This window comes from Leptospira soteropolitanensis (genome assembly GCF_026151655.1).
Taxonomy (GTDB): Bacteria; Spirochaetota; Leptospiria; order Leptospirales; family Leptospiraceae; genus Leptospira_A; species Leptospira_A soteropolitanensis.
In genome coordinates, this window is the sequence record NZ_JAMQPN010000004.1 from 75,065 (window position 1) to 95,701 (window position 20,637).

A 20,637-nucleotide genomic window follows, 5' to 3' on the forward strand; every position below is an offset into this window, starting at 1 on the left:
TTCCTTATTTTAAAAGTCCTAAAAATGAATCTAATTTTTGACTGGCTCCCCCTACGAGGCCCCCGTCTATATTTGGTTTGGCGAGTAATTCTTTGATATTGTCTGGTTTTACGGAACCACCATAAAGAATTTGAATGTTCTCCGCGATTGTATTTGCACCTACAAATAAATTTCCAATTTCTTTGCGGATAAAGGCATGTGCTTCTTCTGCTTCTACGGGTGTTGCCACCTTTCCAGTTCCAATGGCCCAAACTGGTTCATAAGCAATCACTAGTTTAGAGAAGAGGTCACTGGTAATGTCTTTTAGACCTTTTTTAATTTGGTCTTCTAACACAGAAAAGGTGTTTCCTTTTTCTCGTTCTGCCCAGGTTTCTCCTACACAATATACAACGCGGAGACCTGCTTTCAAAAAGTATAAAATCTTCTGGTTGTCAAACTCGGAAGTTTCTCCGAGGAACTGGCGTCTTTCGGAATGGCCCACAAGAACGGTGGAGATCCCAAATTCTGCCAGTTGGACAGGGGAAATTTCCCCAGTCATTGCCGTAAGACCTGATTGGTAAGCATTCTGTGCACCTACAATCAGTTTAGATCCCTTCGCAAGGGAAGATACAGTTTCCAGATGCAAAGCACTTGGAAACACCATCACTTCGTAGGAAGAGGAGTTAGTTGCAGAAACCAAACCTTTGGTGATGGCAGAAGCTTCCGCCAAGGTTAAATTCATTTTCCAGTTTCCCGCAATGATCTTTTTTCTCATCTTATTTTCCTTCCTTAGGGAGTAAACATTCCACACCTGGGAGTGTTCGTCCTTCTAAAAATTCAAGGGAAGCCCCGCCACCGGTGGAAATATGAGTGATTTTGTCTGCCACACCCGCTTTGTTCACGGCAGCGATAGAATCCCCCCCGCCCACAACGGTTTTGGCTTTGGATTTACTAATGGCTTTGGCAATCTCAATGGTTCCTTTAGAGAACTTGTCCATCTCAAATACACCCATCGGTCCATTCCAAAGGATGGTTTTGGCTTCTTTGATTGCTTTAACGTAACTATCGATGGTTTTGGGACCAATGTCCATACCCATCCAACCATCCAAAATTCCCATTTTATCTACAGACTTTGTTTTGGCATTGGGATCAAAAGCATCGGCAATAATATGGTCCACAGGAATTTGGAGGTCAACTCCTTGCACCCCCGCCCGGTCAATGAGTTGGAAGGCTTGGGATTCAAACTCTGGTTCCACAAGGGACTTACCCACAGGAACCGCTCTGGATTTCAGGAAGGTATAAGCCATTCCCCCACCAATGAGGAGGTGGTCTACTTTCTCGAGAAGGTTCTTTAAAATAGCAAATTTGGAACTGACTTTGGAACCACCGACAATTGCTACGAACGGACGTTCCGGCTTGGCGAGAAGTCCGCTGAGTACTTCAATTTCTTTACGCATAAGAAGTCCCGCAAACGCAGGAAGTAGGTGGGCCACACCTTCTGTGGAAGCGTGGGCACGGTGTGCGGTTCCAAAGGCATCGTTGACATAGACATCAGCAAGCTTAGCCAGTTCCTTACAGAAACCGGCTTCGTTTTCCTCTTCTTCTTTATGGAATCGAAGGTTTTCTAAAAGTAAAATCTCTCCTTCCCCAAGTTCATTCGACATTTTAACTACAGCTGCACCAATCACTGAGTCAGAAAAACTGACTTTGGTTTTGACGAGTGTAGAAAGAACATCAAACACTGGTTTCATTGAGTATTTTGCCTCAGGGCCGCCTTTAGGGCGACCTAAGTGACTTCCCAAAATGATCTTTGCTCCTTTGGAAATGAGTAATTCCAAAGTGGGGAGGGTTTTTTCGATTCGAGTTTGGTCCGTGGCTTTTCCGTTTTTCACTGGGACATTGAAGTCCACACGAACAAAGACTCGTTTTCCTTTTAGATTTTGTTCTTCGAGAAGAGGTAATTTCATCTTAGCCTTTTTTTGCCATGTAACGTACGAGATCTAACACTCGATTTGAGTATCCCATTTCATTGTCATACCAAGATACAAGTTTGAAAAAAGTTGGGCTTAGTTCAATACAAGCATCCGCATCAAAGATAGAGGAACGAATGTCTCCAAGAAAGTCGTTAGAAACCACCATATCTTCTGTATAACCAAGGATTCCTTTCATAGAACCTTCACTTGCTTCTTTCATTTTCTTTTTGATTTCAGCTAAGTTAGTTGGTTTCTCTGTGCGAACGGTTAAGTCCACAACCGATACGTCTGGAGTGGGAACACGGAAACTCATTCCGGTGAGTTTTCCATTCACTTCAGGAATACAAAGTCCTACGGCTTTTGCTGCCCCAGTGGAAGCTGGGATGATGTTTTGAGCAGCCCCACGACCACCGCGGAAGTCTTTTTTAGAAGGTCCGTCTACAGTTGGTTGGGTAGCCGTCATCGCATGGATGGTTGTCATAAGACCTTCTACGATTCCAAAGTTGTCAAGAACCACTTTTGTGATCGGAGCAAGGCAGTTTGTTGTACAAGATGCATTTGATACTACATTGTCTTTTGCAGAATCATATTTTTCATGGTTCACACCCATTACAAAAGTAGGGATGTCTTTGTCTTTTGCAGGAGCAGAGATCACTACTTTTTTGGCACCGGCTTTGATATGTTTTTCGGCACCCGCTCGGTCAGTAAAAAGACCTGTGGATTCAATCACAAAGTCCACTCCGAGTTCTTTCCACGGGAGTTTTTCTGGGTCTCTTTCCGAGAAGGTTTTTACTTTTTTGCCATCGATAATGATTTCGTTGTCTGTGTGAGAAACTTCACCGTCGAAACGGCCGTGAGTAGAGTCATATTTAAAAAGATAAGAAAGATTGTCTGGTGTGACGAGGTCGTTGATTGCAACAAATTCTAAGTTGGGATCTTTGATTCCAGATCGAAGTACAAGTCGTCCAATGCGACCAAAACCATTGATTGCGATTTTTACCATGAGGTTCTCCTAAAAGGCTCGTATCGAGAGATGAAACGATTTTTTAATTACAGAATTTCGGGTTCAGGGTCTCTGTCACTCATTTTAAGGCCCGAAGTTGGGGAATAAGCCTTAAGAAATTCCCGTTTTCCGATTTTTTTCTTTTTCCCAAATGGATTTAGGTGAGAAATCCAGTGAAAATTAGCCAATAAATTAAGTGAAAAACAAACCAGATTGCTCTTATCATTTTTCTCTCACAGGTGAAAATCTTAAAAATAAATAAGCTGCAAAAAACAACAAAGAAGAGCCGATCATCATTTTTGCTTTATCTAAGAGATTAGTCTCTAAGTCGTAATAGTATCCGAAATAGAATAGAAAAAAAGAAATCCAAGCAAGATAAAATAAAAAGGAATCCCCCCGCGCAAATCCTAAAAGGATAATAAAGAAGGAGGCGATAATTCCTGGAGTTTGAACCGTTGGGAGAAAAATAAAAGTAAAGAAAACGAGAAAAAGTAAAAAGGAAAAAATACTAATTTTAGGTAATAGCTCTTTGTATAATAGGTAACTTCCACCTAACAAAAAAATAATGGATTGGGATTCCCTTTTCCAAGGAATCTCTTTTAGTTCTGGGAAAAAAGAAAAATTAACCAAGATGAGAAGAGAAATACTGAGTGAGTAAGGAAGGTGGTGGTATGGTTCCGGAGCATTTCTCGGAAAACTAAAACAGAAAAGTAAACTCAAACAAATCGCTGTGAGAAATGGTAAAAAATAGAGTAAGTTATATTCTAAAAGCAAAAAACCAAAAAATAGAAAAAACAGAATTGGTGAGAGAAATCTTTGGATGGGATTCGATACAAAGAAAAAGAAAATCAGCTGAAAACAGAGGATAAGCCAAAGGAAAGAAGTTTCTTCTGGTTTATACGTTTCATGGAATCCAAAGAGAAATAAACAAAATCCTTGGTTTAAAAACGAAAATAGGATAGGTCCAAAACTTTCTTTTTTCCTTCTCGTTTGCAGAAAAGAAAAGACCGAAACCAAAATCATTACAACGAGTCCCAAAAAAAGATTGAGATCTTTGTTGTTTAAAAGTCCGAGAACCACAAGACAAAGTAGGAAAAAACCACCTGCAAGAAGGGATCCTAGAAAACTTAATATTTCTATGTACCAAGGAGTTTTCACGGGTTAAGTTCCACCGTGTTTTTTATCCTTCGCAACCTGTTCAAATGAAACACCGCCCAAACCGAATAGAGAGTAATGGAAAGGGCAAAGAGTAGATAATTAACCGCTGAACTATAAGCCCAAATGGCAAAAAGATCTGCAGTTTTTATAAGGATTTGGCCTAACCCAAAGAATAAGATCAAACTTAAGTTTAAATGTCGAAATCGAAACCACCTGTAGTATAGATAAAGGAATCCATATAAAAGAAGAGGAAGTATCATCTGAAAAAATCCATAAGTCCATGTGGAACTGAACTCGGAATGAATTCGAAATAAGGTCACATGGACTAAATTTAAGAAACCGAGTGCAAAAAAGATTCCTAAGGCTGATAAAAAGGATTTTGTTTTTTCTGAATAAAACTCAGTTTTTTGCCAATCAAGAATGGTTCCAATGAAAATAAATAAGAGCGAAGCGGCTGCGAAAAGAAGGTGGTTTTCATTTCCAGTTGCTTCTTGAACCGAATATAGATAGACCGTGGAAGCAATTAAGACCATCCATAATCCGGCTACCACACCTGACCGCGATATGGGAACCAAAACTAAGGTAAAAATGGCCCAAGCCAAAAAAAAATCATAAACATCAGCACCGGTTTGATTAATTTGATCAAACACCAGTAAGGCGAAACCTGTTAAGAAAAAAAGAATCGTGAGGCCAATTTCAAAGAGGAGTCTTTTTTTTCGAAAGAAAAAGGTGAAAAGATAAAATAGAACGTTTAGGAAAAAAACGATGCCTAGTTTTGTGAACCGATCGAATAAGTTCCAATGGAATGCAACAAGGAAAAATATTCCTGATAGTAGAAGGGCAGATCCTATGACGAGCAAAGAGGATTCAAAAAAATGAATCCAATCTTCTAATTTTTTATTACCATAGGGTGGCAATGACATGACTTTCTTGCACGACACCTAAAGTTCTAGAATCCACACCAAGTTCGCGGTTGTCAGCAAGTAAGAAAAAAGATTTATCGGGAACAGTCACTTTTGCCATATCATCTGATTCTGTTTTTCCGGGAGGGATCATTGGGATATCGTTTGATGAGGATTCGGGAAAACTAGTAGGATCGAGAAGGGTTCCGTTGCGAAATACCATTCGTTTCTCTACATAGATAGTATCACCAGGTTTACCCACGATCCTTGCAATGAGAAGAGATTTTGGATCTAAGGGAGAACGAACCAAAACAATATCGCCAATCCCCAAATGTTTAAAGCGAAACAAACGATTGAAGTAAGCAGTGGATCCATTCTTTAAAGTAGGTTCCATAAACTGGTTCGGAATGTGGACAGGAGTGATTACGAAGTATTTAAAAACAACGGCAGCCAAGAGACCAACAACAAGTGGAATGGCAAATGCGACGAGTCTTGTTTTGAATGGAATTTTATTTTTTGATTTAGACATGGAAGTAGTTGATCTCTCTTCTGAGGCTTTCGGATAGTTGGTTCATATTTTGCGAACTGGATTTGGTTCCTTCGCTAGACATGGCTGTTGTTTGCGCATGGTTATTGATCTCTGCCATAGATCTGGAAATTTCAAGCATCGCCATTTTTTGTTCGTCAGTGGCTTCTTTGATCATTTCAGATAGTTCACGAATTTGAGTGACACCTTCGTTGACCTCTTCGTTGGTTTCAATTTGTTTTCTGACGACAGAGCGAATTTCTTTGGTCATTTGGTTGATCGAGTTTACCCCAGAAATGGTTTCACTTAAAATCACAATGGACTTATCAATTTTTTCTTGACCCTGTTTAATCTCGCCTTCGTTCTGTTTGATGAGTTCTTCAATATCGTAAATGGATTTAGCTGTTTTATCGGCTAGTTTGGAAATTTCGTCTGCAACCACAGCAAAACCTCTTCCACTGGCACCTGCCCTCGCCGCTTCAATGGCAGCATTCAAAGCAAGTAAATTGATTTGTTCTGAAATATTATGAATGATTTCTACCACACTAATCATTTCAGAAGAAGACTGAAAGATTTTATCCATAGAGAGTTTCATTTCGCCTAGGGACTTTTCGCCTAACTTAGCATCATTTGTGATTTCTTCAACTCGCACATCGGCAATTTGGAACTTTTTGTCAATTTCGGATACTGCATGATTGAGCTCCGTCATTTTTTTCATAAGCGATGCCAAAGTAAATGATTGGGTTTCCGTCCTTTGTGCCACACTTTCTATACCTGCTGTGATTTCTTCCACAGAGGCAGAAATTTCTTCACTACTTGCAGCTTGGTTTTGGGCCGCGTCAGAGAGAGATAACATGGATTCGTAAATATCGGAACTTGTATTTGTGAGTTCATTGGAAACGGATTGGGTTTGGTTTACGATTTGTCTTAACTTAGTTTGAAATTCAAACATAGCATTTGCCATACTACCAATCTCATCTCTGCTAGAATCATAAAAATCAGATTTTAAATTCCCTTTCACCATTTCTGCAATTCTCACTCGAATTCTTTCTAACGGTTTTAGTTTAGATTCGATGACAAGTACTGTGATGATTCCAATGAGTAGAACAACAATAATTGATATACCTAGTGTTGTGAATAGACTAGTCATCGTTTTTTCATACAATTCAGCATTTTCAAAAATACAGAAGATAATGTAATTAAACTCAGGGTTTTTTACATAAAAAATTCTTTTTAAAGTTCCGTCCTCTGTGGAGTCTGCAAAACCAAGTGCGTCATCTTTTTGGAAGGGAATATCAAAAACTAACCTTGCTTTGGCGTTGGTTCCAATTTCATTTTTATTAGTATAATAAACTATGGTTCCGTCGCCATCAAAGAATCCAACTTTCCCTGAGGTTCCAATTTTAATATTTCCTAATATAAAACTGGAAAGTTTTCCTATATTTAAGAAACCACCTACGTAACCTAAAAATTGGTCATTTTGGTAAACTGGAAGGGTATACGGTGAAACAATGTCACCGGAAACCCTTGAGCGAATGCTCGTATGGCGAACAGGCCCTTGTTTTGCGAGTGCAACATCTTCGATAAAAAATATCGATCCAGTTTTAGAACGATCATAATCATTTGTAGAAACAAAAATTCCTTCTTCAGGTTTATAAAAGAAGAGAGCTTCCACCGCATGGTTTGTGCTTTTTAATTGGATTTCATTCAGTACAGCCCGAATCCCTTGTTGGTCTTTTCTAATGATTTGGTCTTTTAGTTTGTTTTCTGCAAATATTGAAAGGGTAAGTCGATCTCGAAAATCAACTAAGGTGATTCTCATCAAAGTTTCGGAATCCATTACCGATTGTTCCATACTGGAATGCACTAGATCCAACTCTTGTTTGAAATTCAATCGGTAGTTGATGATAAACAATACAAGGATGGCAGCAAGAAAAGAAAGAACTGTTTGAAAACCTAAATTTCTAGAAAGTTTTCTGGTATTAATTCTTTTGTTGTGGTCAAGACGTATGGAAAGTAGGATTCCTTTGATATTGAATTTGTTTTCCACATAATCGATGAAAATTGACTGAAAGATAACTGTAAAAGCCAGGGTTAAGCAGAGACCAATAGCCATTTCGCTCATTAGAACAAAATTTTGCGAGTGAAGATAAAAATACAAAGATCCAAGAACAAAGAAAAAGCCGATTGCGTAACGGATGATCACGTCTATCATCGCTACTTTTGCTAAATGATCTAACCAGAAATAGGCTTTGATTTGGTCCCGTTTGGTGCACTCTGGTTTTCCGATCCGACTGATAGAGGCAAACCGAATCCAATAGAAAGAAATAGCGTAGATTACGATAAAAAAAACAGAGATAAATGCTGAAATTAGAATAGTTTGAAATTCTTCTCCCGACCATTCTGTGAAAAAGTAAATGTAAAAAAGCAGAGTGGGGAAGCCGATTCCGTAGTTAAAACCCTCTAGACCAAAAATTATAAATTTGATCAATTTACGCATATCCATACCCTAGGGATACAAATCGTCTAAGAATTGTAAACGTAAAATTCCCGCTAAAAACCAATATGAAAGACTCACTAGTTCTAAAAACAATCCAGGAAAAGATTAAAAACTTAGGGAGTCTTCCCGGATGTTATCTTTGGAAAAATATAAGTGGGGAAGTGATTTATGTAGGAAAGGCACTAAAACTCCAATCGCGAGTCAGGTCCTATCTAAACCCCAACCAAAAGGATCGAAAAACGCGAGCCCTTTATGTGGAACTTTTCGATTTGGATTGGATTGCCACAAGTACAGAAAAAGAGGCATTACTTCTCGAAGCCACCCTCATAAAAAAATACAATCCAAAGTTTAATGTTAGGCTAAAGGACGATAAAAAATATCCCTTCCTTTGTGTTTCTACAAGTGAAGAATTTCCTATGGTATTTTTGACAAGAAAGGTAAAGGATAATGGGGATCGTTATTTTGGCCCATTTACCGATGTCAAAGCCGCAAGAGATAGTTTAGAGTTGATTCATCGAATATTTCCAATCCGTAAGACAAAATTAAAACTTCCATTGGCAAAACCACAAAGGCCATGTCTAAACTTTCATATGGGGCGTTGCCTTGGTCCTTGCCAAGGGAATGTATCCAAGGAAACCTATACTGAGTTAGTTGATGAGATTCTCAGCTTTTTAGAAGGAAAAAAAGAAAGATTGGTTTCCGGTTTAAAAACCGCAATGATCCAGGCTTCTGAAAAAATGGAATATGAACGGGCTGGGTTTTTGAAAACTCGCATTGAAAAAATAATTCAAATTCGTGAAAAACAAACCGTCGTTAGTATGGATGGAGGAGATGAAGATATCCTGGGAATTAGTAAAAGGGATGATGAAGGACAAATGATCATCCTTGAGGTGCGAGGGGGACGGTTAGAAGGTAAAAAATCTTTTCCTTTAACAGGACTTTCTTTTTCAGATGATGAGGAAGTGTTCGCCTCTTTTTTACGTGATTACTATTTAAATGCGACTCTTCTTCCCAATACTGTTTTTTTACCTCCTTCTGCCAAAGGAAACTACGATGTATTTTTAGAAGCCATCACGGAAAAATTTGGAACTTCAATCAAACTAAAATTTCCTGAAATGGGTCCTAAAAAATCACTCCTTCGTTTGGCAGAAAAAAATGCGGACCTTAGTTTAACCGAACGCATCCTTGCAACCAAACTGCGAGACCAAACGGTTGCTATGAAAGAGCTCCAAGAAAATTTAAAATTACCCGTTTTACCAAGAACGATCGAATGTTACGATATTTCGCATTTTCAAGGTTCTTCTCCTGTTGCCAGTGGAGTCATGTTTGTGGATGGAAAACCGTATAAGGCCGGTTACAGGCATTATAAAATGCGCGGATATGAAGGGATCAATGATCCAGGGATGATCCATGAAGTAATTGCTAGAAGACTCAGTCACTTGATCAACGAAGAAGAACCACTACCCGATTTAATTGTGATTGATGGAGGATTGACTCAATTATCACGCGCAGCGGAAGCGGCCAATGCATTGGAGCTTGGTCATATTCCAATGGTAGGTCTTGCTAAAAAAAGAGAAGAAATTTATTTTCCTGGAGAAAAACATCCCTATAGTTTTGACATTCATTCACCAATGATGCGGCTTCTTCGCAATTTAAGAGATGAGGCGCACCGATTTGGAGTTACCTTCCAACGTGTTCAAAGAAAGAAAAAAGCATTAAAAACTATTTTAGATGATTTGCCAGAGATTGGTGCGAGCAGAAGAAAAAACATTTTGTCTTATTTTCAATCCAAAAAAAAGGTAACCGATGCAACCATAGAGGAATTAAGAGAGGTTCCAGGCATTGGTCCTATACTAGCTGAGAAAATTCATTCTGGTATACAAAATTTAAAAAAAATAGAACCGTAAATTTTATATTCCCACCTAAAACCTTTGAGGTGGGAGATGCAAAAACTGGGCATTATCTTTCTATTTTTTTTTCTTGGTTCTTGTCAAAATAAAGATAAGTCTCCCTTTTTATTCTTTGGTGATGGTTTCAGTGAATCACCTATTTTTCAGTTTCAATATGGAAATGCGGAAGAGGAGGGAAACCTAGTTGAGAACACAAGTTCGATCAGTTTCGAATCTGGAGTTCTTTGCCTTCATTCTCTACCTATTTCTTTGTATGTGCGGGAGTTAGGTGCCAAATTTCGAATTTGTTGGAAAACGAGTATTGATGTCGCAAACCAATGGAAAGAAGGTTTTTTACATTTAACGGAAGATTCAAACGAATATCCTACTTGGAATTGGAAAGGTAAAGGGGCAGAGGCAGTACTCACTGAATATGGAAAGTGGAAAAAGGATTCAGATAAAGAAGGATTTCTTTTAGAGTGGAACTCACAAATTTGGTCAAGTGGCCTTACCACCTATCAAACTTTTGCCATACATCACCCGTTATTTTTACAGAGAACAAAGGACGAATGTGAAGTTATATTTTCTACACAAACAATTACTGGATCTCCTAATAAACGGCCGATTCTTTCCTTAGTTTTTCCTTGTCCTGATCTAAATGAAATTTCAGAACTAATTCAAACACAAAATGACAAATGGTTCTCAGAGTGTGTGCCAGGTGAACCTAATGTATCTGAACTTTTTCGACATTCTGAGTCATCTTATCAAAGATTTTTGGAGTGGGAAAATCCAAAGGAAACTGTGATCTGTCCGAGATCGGATTCATTGGATTGGGTTAAGGACGGCATTCGTAAGTCATTTCGTTCCGAACTATTTTCCAAACGAACCAAATTAATTTTGCCTCATGGAATGGTTCTCTTTTCGGATGATCCTGGACTTTTCAGCATTCCGATTCCAAAAGAATTCCTCACAGATTTAGGAACACAAACGTCTGTTCTCTGGGGAAATACAGATTACCACGATTCAGAATTTATATTTCGTCAAGGAACTGAGTTTTTTTCCAACCAAACAAATTCCATCTCTTGTCGAAACCAATACAATTTTTGGAATTCAAAAGACCTATTTTGTGGGAATCCAGGACTCCCCAACCAATTAGAAAAAAAAATTAAGGAGGATCGTCCTCCGAGTTGCCAAGCCAAACAAATTCAAATTACTGAATTTTATCCGGGAAACCATTTTGAATCCCAATTTCCAATCCCAGCCTTTTTTGAATTTCAAAATACGGGAGAAACCTGTGATGGTTCTTCCCTGCAATGGGTTTTTGAAAATACCATTTATCCTCTGTCAGCTGAAGAGTTGATTTTACCGAAAGGAGCCATATTCCTTATCACAAGAAAATTATGGTCAGGTTGGAATCTTTTAGAAAAAGAAAAACCATTTTCGATCCCGAAAGTGGTATATCAAATTCCCAACTTTCATTGGGAGAATAGAAACGATAAAGAGAGGGTATCTTATACAAACAATCCCACTTTTTACCATTTACTTCGGCTTAATACACAAAATCGATATTCTATTGTTGTCGATTCATTCGGGGAGCACCCACATACGAGAACCTTAGCATCTTCGGCTCTTTTGGCATACGGATTTCAAATGAGTCCAGGTTCATTCAATGTCGGTTTGGTGGACCATTTATTTACTGAATTATTAGAATATAACCCAAACCAATCGCCTTTTTTAGATTTTGGATTTACTGGTTTTGAGGAAGGAGTTGTATCGTTTCAAAGAGAAAACGGAAATACGTATCTATTTTGGAAACCAAGTGAAGTTAGATTTCAAACTTTGGCAACCTCTCCTTCTCCCTGTAATGGAGATGGTTTTTATCAATTGCCTGATGGTTTTTTTTCTGAGAATTTTTATTCTCTTCGCTACCTAAGTAAGGAGAAGGGTCAGTCGGTTGTCCTTTCTTGGGATCCAAAGTCTATAAAAGAAAGAACTTTGGGAGGCACACATTCCTTACATCCGGAACCAAGCCCTATTTTCTTTTCTAGATCCATTCTTGCATCCGACCATTGTATTTCTGACTTTCGAAGCCCAGGAAAAGAGAAACACCGAAGTTTAGAAATAAGTAGGTGGGATGGTGAATTCACTTACCTTACCAACTTTCCACTTGGTACTCAAACGGAAGTTAGATTAGGAAATAACAGTAATACCATCCCGCTTTCCTTACAAACCTCTGGGACAAATATCTATTTAGTAAATTCGGGAGGACCATTCCCATTTTCCATAGAAGAACAACTTTATTCTTATTTTAGCGATCCTTCTTTGATCCAACCAAGAAGTTTTTTAGAACGTAAGGGCCCTGTCCAAATAGAAGCAATTTTTCCCAATCCGAAAGATTCGCAAAATGAATGGATCTATCTTTGTAATCGTTCAGAAAATCCAGAGGATATGAGTTCTTATCTCGTCGAAGACGAAGCGAGCACAGATGAACTTACCTCATATCAATCTCGGTTTCCAAATCTTTATCCTTTCGTGAATGGAGGCAAAACTTTTGAATTGAATTCGACCATTTTGTACCCAGGGCATTGTGCTTGGGTTGTGGATCCAGACGGTAAAGATTGGGTTTTTCCTATTTTCCAAAAAGATTCTGACTTACTCCTCACGATCAAAACTACGCAAACGATTGGAAACGGAATTTCATCGGGGGAATCCATTCAACTTCGTAAAAAAATAGGACAAATTTCTAAGTTGATTTCTTCTTTCGGACATAAAGAAAGTTTTTCTCCCTTTCGAATTCCTGTGACTACCGGTGAGTTTCTTTGGCTAAAAACAGGATCTGATGGAATGTCCCCTGAGGACTTCGAAATTTACCGTGAGGAATTTTGATTCGGTCGTCGGCGCATTTTCTTTTCGTGATATCTTTGTTAGTGGTTAGTTCTCCTAGATTCGGTGTGGGTGTTGAAGTGGGAATTTTGGGATATGAATTGTTTTTAAAAGAAACTGTTGGTAATAAAAAAAATCAAACTCCTGGTTGGGATTTACAATCATCTCCAGTTGGTTTGGATTTTCAGAATCTATCTTATCTAAACCGGATTTCTGGACAATCCATGTTTGTTGGTCTTAAGGACAAAAATAAAAGAGACCAATTCGTTTGGGACTTAGAGATCCAACTCACAACAGGAAAGGAAACGGGATTAAGGCCTTTTTACTTGGGTAAAAACAATTATATAGGTTATGAAACTTCCAAATTTCTTTTCGGGGTAGGACGGAGAGAACATAAGTTTCGACCTAGGAGTTTTCAAACCAGTTTTGATGGAGGTGAGGGAGTTTTTTTAGAATTCCAACCGCAAACCAATTTGATCCTACAGTTTTTTCTCTGGGACCAATATTCTGGATCTTTGTTACTCGATAAAGATAGATTTCATTCCATACTTCCCCAGTCACAAAAGCAAAAGCCGGATCGTTTAGAAGAAGTAGATTCCGGTGAAAACAAAAGAAGCCATCACCGGCGACATTCTTTTGGATTGGTTTATGGAGATTATCTAAATCTTCGTTTGGGAATACAATACATGGAGTTAGGAAGTTGGGGGCGACATGTAAAGGATAGTCCAAGAGAAACCAAAGTTTTAGGTGCAGATGGCGATTCATTGTTAAATGGAAATTTGGGTTTCGGTTGGGATTTATATTTTTTAGAAGTACAATTTGATTTTCTGTGGGCCAAGGGTAATGACAGAACGAGTTCTAAAATTACAAATTCTCCTGGATCTATCCCAATTTCAGGAGAAGCAATCCAATGGGCAGCAGAACTTCAGTTTGGTGGTTTTTTGGTCAGAAGTTCTCATTTTCTATCGGATCGGGAAGAAAGAAATTCAAAAAACCAAATCATTCGTGATGGTTATGTGTCCTTCGGATCTCATCCAGGACAAACCCCTTACATTTCACAAATTTTTCGAGTTTTTCCTTCTTCTGCCGTAACGGATTCAGGATATGATAAAAACTTTGCTTTAATCGATGGAAAGTGTTTTGGATATTTGAGTGAACTTATTTTGCAATTCGCCTACAGGCAGTTTGTTGGTAAAATTGTCGGTAACTACTTTTTGCCTTACAAGGTAGGAGGGGCTTCTGATGGAAGGATTAGTTTTCAAAAAAGAGAATTTGAAGCGTTCTTTATCGCTGAAGGACTTTTGGAACTGTCCTTAAAAGAAGAATCATCTTTTGAACTTGGAATTGGGTTTTCTCAGATATTTTTGCCTGAATCCATTGGTATCAAATCAAATTTTGGATATGTGTTTGGTAAGTTGGAACTATGACAAAAATTAAATGGATTTTATTTCTATTAATCTCAATGTTTTTTCTATTTTGTCAAAAACCAAAATCTAAAGTGGACCTCTCTTGGCTTCTTCTTCCAACCTCTCCTATTTCGGAATTATATTTCTCCTACCCAGGCCGAAATGTTGCAGAAGATAAAAAACGGATAGTAAAAGATGCTTTGATTTCTGAGATTCGAAAGGCAAAGGTTTCGATTCACGCATATTTATATTCCATAGATGATTATGAAATCCTTTCTGAGCTATATTTGAAAAAAAGGATGGGTTTAGACATTCAACTATATGGTGATAAAGAGGAAGAATATTCTGAACTCCAGTCTCTAGGTCTCGAAATTCGAAGATGGTCTGGATCAGGGATTCACCATACTAAAATCTGGATTATTGACGGGTGTCGTTTTTTTGCAGGAACGGGAAATTATACCACCCACGGATTGTATACCGATCATAATGTTTTTTGGGCTCAGAATATTTCGAAAGACGAAATTGAGTCGATTCATTCCACGCTTCTTGGAACCAATCCGAGAGGTTTTTTCCGAATAGGCTCCTTACAATACTGGGTTTCGCCTGAAGCAGGTTTAGAAATCCAACAAGAATTAATTGAAGCAGTGATGACAGCAAAACAATCAATTAAATACTTAATCTATTCTCATTATGATCCTATCCTTAGTTTAAAGTTAATAGAAGCTAGTCAAAGAGGTGTGAGGGTCGAAGGAATTTATAATGCACCTATAATGAGTTCCAATCCAGAAGGTGTTTTTCTTAGTCAAAATTTAGAATATCCTTCACAAATTTATGAAGATGGAAATGTTGATTTTATATATAAAAATGATCGTTACTTAGGTGGGCTTTTACACCACAAAACATTGATCGTTGATGACAGATATGTGTTTACTGGTTCATATAACTATTCGGTGTCAGCGAGGGATAAAAATAAAGAGGTCTTTGTCAAAATGGACCATCCCTCTATCACAGAAGAATTTTTAGCTGAATGGAAGAGAGTGTTAATGCTGGCAAATCCAATTTCTAAATCCTTTGATGGTTCTTATGAAGAAGAGATGGAAAATACTTTGCGTATGTTTTCTCTTAGACAATATCAAAATTCTCTATTTCAAACTAACATACTGTTTAATACAGAAGGTGTTTTTGATTCCAATTCCAATGCTCTTTCCAGTGCCTATAAACAGACATTAGGACTTACTGGACCTCTGCGAACAAAATTAGGGAATCGATTTGATTATACATTTCGTGGGGCAGATCCAATCTGGGAGGAGAGTGAAGGAGAAAACCTTCACCTCTCTTTCCAAAATTATTTTATGGGAACTAAGGTAAGCCTTTCTAGTGGGGAAAGGGTAATATCTCTTTCTCTCTGGGACGGCTCTCATCCTAAAGAGAATTTTGTATTAGATTCGAATTCAACAGTGATCGGAAATACTGACTTTTGGAAGGGAAAAAATTTATGGATTTGGGTTCAGACAGAAAATCGCAGAATTTCGTTTTGTCAGTATAAAGTAAAAACAAACCCTCCGGAGTGGATGGTCTTTTTGCAAAATCGACTAGAAACTTTAGGAAAACTTTCGCCTATTTGTTTTAGTGGTTAGGTAGTCATTCCATTTTGTCTTCAATGACTGGGACAAGAATCTTTGCGATTTCATCTTGGAGTTTCATGTAATTATTGATACCTAAATGAGTGATTTGTTTATTCACATCGTTTAACATCGTTTGTATGAGAAGGATAAGTGTGTGTTTCTTATCTGCTGGAATTTTTGAATCATGGATCAGGTCTGACATGGCATGTCCAGTATTCTTTAGAAAAGAGATTTTCCAAGCATTTTTAGACCCAGTTTTTTAGTTCTAAGTCTTTTAACTTAGGAGAGAACCGAAAGGTAAAAAATACAATGAGTAGGGTCATGGTAGCACCGAAAACGACAGAACCCACTGGCCCTAGGATTTTTGCGGAAAGCCCTGATTCAAAGGCTCCAATTTCGTTTGAGGATCCAATAAATACCTTATTAATTGCACTCACCCTTCCTCGCATTTCTTCTGGAGTCATTGTTTGCATAATGGTTGACCGAACCACAACAGAAACACTATCAAAAACTCCTGATAGAAATAATGCAAATAGAGATAATAAAGAAGATTCAGAAAGTCCAAATACGAGCATACACAAGCCAAAACCAAATACACAAAGTAACAAAACCCGTCCCGATTTTTCTAAAGGAGGTTTGTATGTTAAATAGTATGCCATAAGAAGTGCCCCAAGGGACGGAGCCGCTCGCAAGTATCCAAGTCCTTCCGAGCCAACAAAAAGAATGTCTTTTGCATATACAGGTAAAAGAGCGACTGCTCCTCCGAAAAGAACCGCAAACATATCGAGTGCCATTGCACCTAACATAATTTCATTTTTTAAAACAAAACGAAGTCCTTTGAGAAGGCTATCTTTTAAGGCTTCTTTCTCTTTTCTTTCGGGAAGGCTTCGTTTTGCGATCCAGAAGAATAGTAAAAAGGGTAGTCCGATACAAAAAGAATCAAGCGCATACGCTGCTTGCATTCCGAAACTTCCATAAACAATTCCGCCGAGTGCAGGCCCAATGACTGCCCCTGCTTGGAAGGAAGTTCCCATCCATGCAGCTGAATGTGGGTAATGCTCTCTTGGAACAAGTTGCGTTACAAAACTAAAAATAGCTGGTGAAATAAAACCTCTGGCAATTCCAGAAACTAAAATGACTAAAAAGATGGGAAAAGCTTTGTATTTAAGAAGTAAAAAGCCAAGTGGGCCGGTGAAAGCATATAAAGTCAATGAACAGAGGAATAAAAAGAATAAACAAATAACAATGATATTGCGCCGATCTCTAAGATCTGCTAAGTGTCCAGCATAGAGAGATACCACAATTGAAGGAACGGCTTCAAAAAGACCTACGAGTCCTAAGTCTAAAACACTTCCTGTAAGTTCATAGACCTGCCAACCAACGATGGTAGCTTGTATATTGATGGCAAGGACCATAAAAAACCTTGCTACGATAAAAAAACGAAAATCGCGGTGTTTGAAAATGGCCAAAGAAAGGTTTTTCTTCATCTCTTCGGCCAGTGTTTCTATGTCTTAATTTTGGGGCAATTCACAATCGAAGAATCTTTTAATTCGATTCGCTACCTAACTGGAAATTTAAAGTTTTGACTGCTTCTTCATTTCCCACTTGGTCGACAGCATAGTAGAAAAGTTGAAATGAACCTTTACATACTGATTTTAAATCGATTATGGATATTTCTGCGTTGTAGGGTTTAAATTCGGTTTGCGTACCCGACTGACAAGTGTAAGCCACAAGTATATCCTTGGTTCCACTCAGACGATCCTTTGCTGTTAACCTGATTTTTGTTTCTGGAGATATATACTGCATTCGACCTTTTCCGATGGAACTTGGGCCTACCCATTCCATTTTGGTTTCAGGTGGTGTAATATCTTTAATAAAATCCAAAACCTGCATTGTTTCTTTATTTCCAACTTGGTCTAGAGAAAAATAGCGTAATTGATAACTACCTTCCTCCTTCACAGGAATTGATGTGAGAGTTTTAGCTGAATTCCAATGGTCATTTCCTAGTTTGTATCGCACTTCAGATACACCGGAGGCATCATCCGAAGGATTCAGTGTCAACTGGTTCTTGGTTAAGTATCGAACGGACTCTTCCTTTTCTTTTACGATAATAAAACTATCTGTACTAATAACGGAAACCGCTTTTTTGGGTTCCTGTTTTGGGACAAAGACCTTTTTGGCTACGAATTCTTTGGGAACAGAAAGTGGAGATCCAGGTTCAACATTTGTAGAATAAACTTGGGTCCAAAAACCCTTAGCTCCATATTCACCTAACCTGCGAACACGAAAGTATTCAAAGTTGTCTTTTGGTGTTACGGTGATTCGATTCCCTTTAAATTGAATGGATTCTGGTGGTTTCGGGGCAATGGAATCCCCTGACTCATTTGGTTTTTCTTGCCAAAGTTCTAGCTCAAAATTGGCATCTGCTTCTGCATCAATGACAATACGAAGTTCTCTTGTTGGTTTGGAAACAAGAGAACCAAATGTTAGAAAAAAGATTCCGAGGATCAGTAATAAATATCGATTCATATTCCTTCTATTCTTCTTTTAGGCGAGGTGCTTCTGGAATTTTATAAGGTTGTACGGGAGACTTCCCTTTTTCCACAAAAGTTGCCATCCCTTGTTTCAACTCGACTGTTTTACCTTCTGCAGCCACATCAACCACTCCTTCAAAACAAGAAATGGTAGAACTTAGTTTATCATCTAACTCCACACGAAATTCAGTACCTCTAACTCCCGCAGTAGAAGAGGGGCTTACGATATTGAACTTATGTTCGGTGGTAGGAGGGTTGGATTTATTGACTTTTGCGTCCAAACTTCCTTTAAACAAAGCAACAGTGACCGGACCACCTTTTTTTTCTTCACCCTTCACTTCAAAGTGGCTATTGTTTAAAATTCTAACCATACCCACATTATTAATATGAACATCGGTTTTTCCTTTGCCAGCAGTTTTGATTTGGTCATTGGGATGAAGTTCTTGTCCCAGTTTCAAAGGAACCCAAGGACCTTTTCCACCAGTTCCATTCCATTCCACTTGTCCCATCACAAATTCAGTGACACCAACCACTGCCTTACGAAGAAAAACCGGAACCACTAGAGAAAGACCTGGTTTGATCAAATCAGGATTAGGAATTTTATTGTGTTTTAAAAGTTCTGGCCAACGTTTTGGATCAGAAAGATGTCTTTCTGAGATCAAAGAGAGTGTTTCGCCCTTTTGAACCGTAATGGTGATCGGCTCTAAAGTTTCACCACCTTCCGCAAAAAGGGAAAACGAACCGAATGTTATGATAAGTACTAAGGTTGAATGTAAGATGGACTTTCTCATATACGTACTCTTCCAAACTAATCTTAAAATTTCCAGCGATTTCGAAAAACTTGGGGATTTTTCTAAGGATAGTTTTTTCCATTTTTTTAGAATTCGCTAAAGAAGGAATGTGATTCTCCGAGGGTCTGCTAGCAAAAAACTCTACAATCGTTAGGTTGTTACTGATTTTGCAAAAAATAAATTCCAAGAGCGGCAGCCATCTGCGGATGGTGGATTGTTCCGTCGAGTAACATTCGTTTTACTTCATTTGGTTTTTTTAAAACAATTTCAATATCTTCTCCCTCATCAAATTCAACTTCATGGGTTGGTTCTACATCGTAAGCAACATACGAATATGACCAGTTAGTGAACATAGCCGGATTACCAGAAAACTTAGAAAGTAATTTATATTTTGTAGGATCTGTTGCATAACCCGTTTCTTCCCTTAGTTCTCGTATGGCTGAAATCAGTTCGGAGCCAGGTTCTTCCTCGTCTACAATGCCACCAGGAATTTCTAGGCTATCTTCGCCGATCCCGTGCCTATATTGATTGATGAGTAAAATTTCTCCTGTTTTGGTGACAGGTACCACATTGACCCAGTTTTTAGATTTGATTACATAATAGGTTTTTTCTTCCAGAGAACGGGGGAGTTGAATGTCAAAACTTGCAAGAGTATAGATCGGTGTGGGGTAGAGGTCTTTCCAGTTTTTTCTTTCTTTCACTTTTATACCTAGGGTCAAAGGAATTTTTGTTCCTAGATACTGTATAGAGATTTTCCTTCTTTTTTGAAATTATAAAAAACTTAATCTTGAAGGATGAAAGCACAAAGAAAATTATCTACTTATGAAATTATATGGCAGTATTACTTCTCCTTTCGTAAGAAGAATTCGTTTCATTTGTTCGGAAATGGGAATTCCTTTCACCTTAGTCGACACGATGGCGGAAGCCGGCCAAAAAGAACTGCGGGATAAAAACCCACTCTGGAAGGTTCCTTATGTGGAAATCGATGATGTAAAAATTTGGGACAGCCACACCATCATTGATTATCTTTTTGAAAAAAAAGGGTCTGGAAATTTTAGGCCAAAATCAGGTCCTCACCACTACCGTGAAGCCAATTTGCAGACAGCAATTGATCAAGCTTTGGACAATGCCATCCTGATTTTTTATTTGAATAAAGAAGGAATTAAACCAGATGCCGCACCTTATTTAACAAAAAATGCACTTAGAATCAGCTCTATTTTGAATTATATCAAACAAGAGTTAAATGGTAATTTTTTCTTTACCGATGGTAAAGTAGGACTTTCTGAAATTGCTCTGTATACAACCCTCGATTGGATTCGGTTCCGTTCCGTATTGCCAGTAGAGGAGGATCCCATTTTTGCTGGGTTTTTAAACTTTCATGGTCAAAACAAATCTTGGAAGGAAACTGCCCCTAAGTAATAAAGAACAGCCGTTTTTCACTCGACCGGATCGGATTTCTTTGGATTAT

The 20,637-nt window shown here is 38.3% G+C and carries 17 protein-coding genes; 5 read left to right on the forward strand and 12 right to left on the reverse strand.

The annotated features are described in order from the left end of the window. Positions 1–4: 4 nt before the first annotated feature. The 7 genes from tpiA to ND811_RS10670 all read right to left on the reverse strand — a co-directional run bounded on the left by tpiA (position 5) and on the right by ND811_RS10670 (position 8,041). Positions 5–754 (reverse strand): triose-phosphate isomerase, encoded by a 750-nt coding sequence (tpiA, locus tag ND811_RS10640; protein WP_265352138.1) that lies wholly within the window; start codon positions 752–754, stop codon positions 5–7. A gap of 1 nt (position 755) precedes the next feature. Then, on the reverse strand, positions 756–1,946 hold the full coding sequence (locus tag ND811_RS10645; protein WP_265352137.1) for a phosphoglycerate kinase: 1,191 nt from the start codon (positions 1,944–1,946) through the stop codon (positions 756–758). A gap of 1 nt (position 1,947) precedes the next feature. Then, positions 1,948–2,955 carry a type I glyceraldehyde-3-phosphate dehydrogenase gene (gap, locus tag ND811_RS10650; protein ID WP_265352136.1) on the reverse strand — a complete coding sequence of 336 codons (1,008 nt, stop codon included), beginning with the start codon at positions 2,953–2,955 and terminating at the stop codon, positions 1,948–1,950. 222 nt (positions 2,956–3,177) lie between these two features. Then, positions 3,178–4,113, reverse strand: a complete 936-nt coding sequence (locus ND811_RS10655) for a DUF4401 domain-containing protein (RefSeq protein ID WP_265352135.1) — start codon at positions 4,111–4,113, stop codon at positions 3,178–3,180. Further along, on the reverse strand, positions 4,110–5,036 hold the full coding sequence (locus tag ND811_RS10660; RefSeq protein WP_265352134.1) for a DUF2157 domain-containing protein: 927 nt from the start codon (positions 5,034–5,036) through the stop codon (positions 4,110–4,112). Before ND811_RS10660 ends, ND811_RS10655 begins: the two co-directional genes overlap by 4 nt. Further along, positions 5,014–5,544, reverse strand: a complete 531-nt coding sequence (lepB, locus tag ND811_RS10665; RefSeq protein ID WP_265352133.1) for a signal peptidase I — start codon at positions 5,542–5,544, stop codon at positions 5,014–5,016. The genes ND811_RS10660 and lepB overlap by 23 nt, the downstream gene beginning before the upstream one ends. Further along, complete coding sequence (locus ND811_RS10670; protein ID WP_265352132.1) at positions 5,537–8,041, reverse strand: methyl-accepting chemotaxis protein; 2,505 nt, start codon at positions 8,039–8,041, stop codon at positions 5,537–5,539. The genes lepB and ND811_RS10670 overlap by 8 nt, the downstream gene beginning before the upstream one ends. A gap of 65 nt (positions 8,042–8,106) precedes the next feature. Here ND811_RS10670 and uvrC point away from each other — a divergent pair, with 65 nt between their 5' ends. The 4 genes from uvrC to ND811_RS10690 are packed head-to-tail and all read left to right on the forward strand — an operon-like array spanning position 8,107 to position 15,856. Continuing rightward, the gene (uvrC, locus tag ND811_RS10675; protein WP_265352131.1) at positions 8,107–9,948 is read left to right on the forward strand and encodes an excinuclease ABC subunit UvrC; all 1,842 of its coding nucleotides are present in this window, start codon (positions 8,107–8,109) and stop codon (positions 9,946–9,948) included. 36 nt (positions 9,949–9,984) lie between these two features. After that, positions 9,985–12,816 carry an LIC11755 family lipoprotein gene (locus tag ND811_RS10680; RefSeq protein WP_265352130.1) on the forward strand — a complete coding sequence of 944 codons (2,832 nt, stop codon included), beginning with the start codon at positions 9,985–9,987 and terminating at the stop codon, positions 12,814–12,816. Then, positions 12,813–14,240, forward strand: coding sequence for an LA_2168 family protein (locus tag ND811_RS10685; protein WP_407658894.1), 1,428 nt, complete (start codon positions 12,813–12,815; stop codon positions 14,238–14,240). Before ND811_RS10680 ends, ND811_RS10685 begins: the two co-directional genes overlap by 4 nt. Further along, on the forward strand, positions 14,237–15,856 hold the full coding sequence (locus tag ND811_RS10690) for a phospholipase D-like domain-containing protein (protein WP_265352128.1): 1,620 nt from the start codon (positions 14,237–14,239) through the stop codon (positions 15,854–15,856). The genes ND811_RS10685 and ND811_RS10690 overlap by 4 nt, the downstream gene beginning before the upstream one ends. Before the next feature lie 4 nt (positions 15,857–15,860). On the opposite strand, the gene ND811_RS10695 is transcribed toward ND811_RS10690, so the two are convergent. The 5 genes from ND811_RS10695 to ND811_RS10715 all read right to left on the reverse strand — a co-directional run bounded on the left by ND811_RS10695 (position 15,861) and on the right by ND811_RS10715 (position 19,870). Continuing rightward, positions 15,861–16,046, reverse strand: a complete 186-nt coding sequence (locus ND811_RS10695; RefSeq protein WP_004783670.1) for a hypothetical protein — start codon at positions 16,044–16,046, stop codon at positions 15,861–15,863. Positions 16,047–16,089: 43 nt separating this feature from the next. Next, positions 16,090–17,331, reverse strand: a complete 1,242-nt coding sequence (locus tag ND811_RS10700; RefSeq protein WP_265352127.1) for an MFS transporter — start codon at positions 17,329–17,331, stop codon at positions 16,090–16,092. A gap of 58 nt (positions 17,332–17,389) precedes the next feature. Next, on the reverse strand, positions 17,390–18,373 hold the full coding sequence (locus ND811_RS10705; RefSeq protein WP_265352126.1) for an LBF_2017 N-terminal domain-containing protein: 984 nt from the start codon (positions 18,371–18,373) through the stop codon (positions 17,390–17,392). A gap of 7 nt (positions 18,374–18,380) precedes the next feature. Then, positions 18,381–19,169 (reverse strand): FecR family protein, encoded by a 789-nt coding sequence (locus ND811_RS10710; RefSeq protein ID WP_265352125.1) that lies wholly within the window; start codon positions 19,167–19,169, stop codon positions 18,381–18,383. Positions 19,170–19,327: 158 nt separating this feature from the next. Beyond that, positions 19,328–19,870, reverse strand: a complete 543-nt coding sequence (locus ND811_RS10715; RefSeq protein ID WP_265352124.1) for an NUDIX hydrolase — start codon at positions 19,868–19,870, stop codon at positions 19,328–19,330. A gap of 121 nt (positions 19,871–19,991) precedes the next feature. Here ND811_RS10715 and ND811_RS10720 point away from each other — a divergent pair, with 121 nt between their 5' ends. Then, on the forward strand, positions 19,992–20,588 hold the full coding sequence (locus tag ND811_RS10720; RefSeq protein WP_265352123.1) for a glutathione S-transferase family protein: 597 nt from the start codon (positions 19,992–19,994) through the stop codon (positions 20,586–20,588). Positions 20,589–20,637 lie beyond the last annotated feature (49 nt).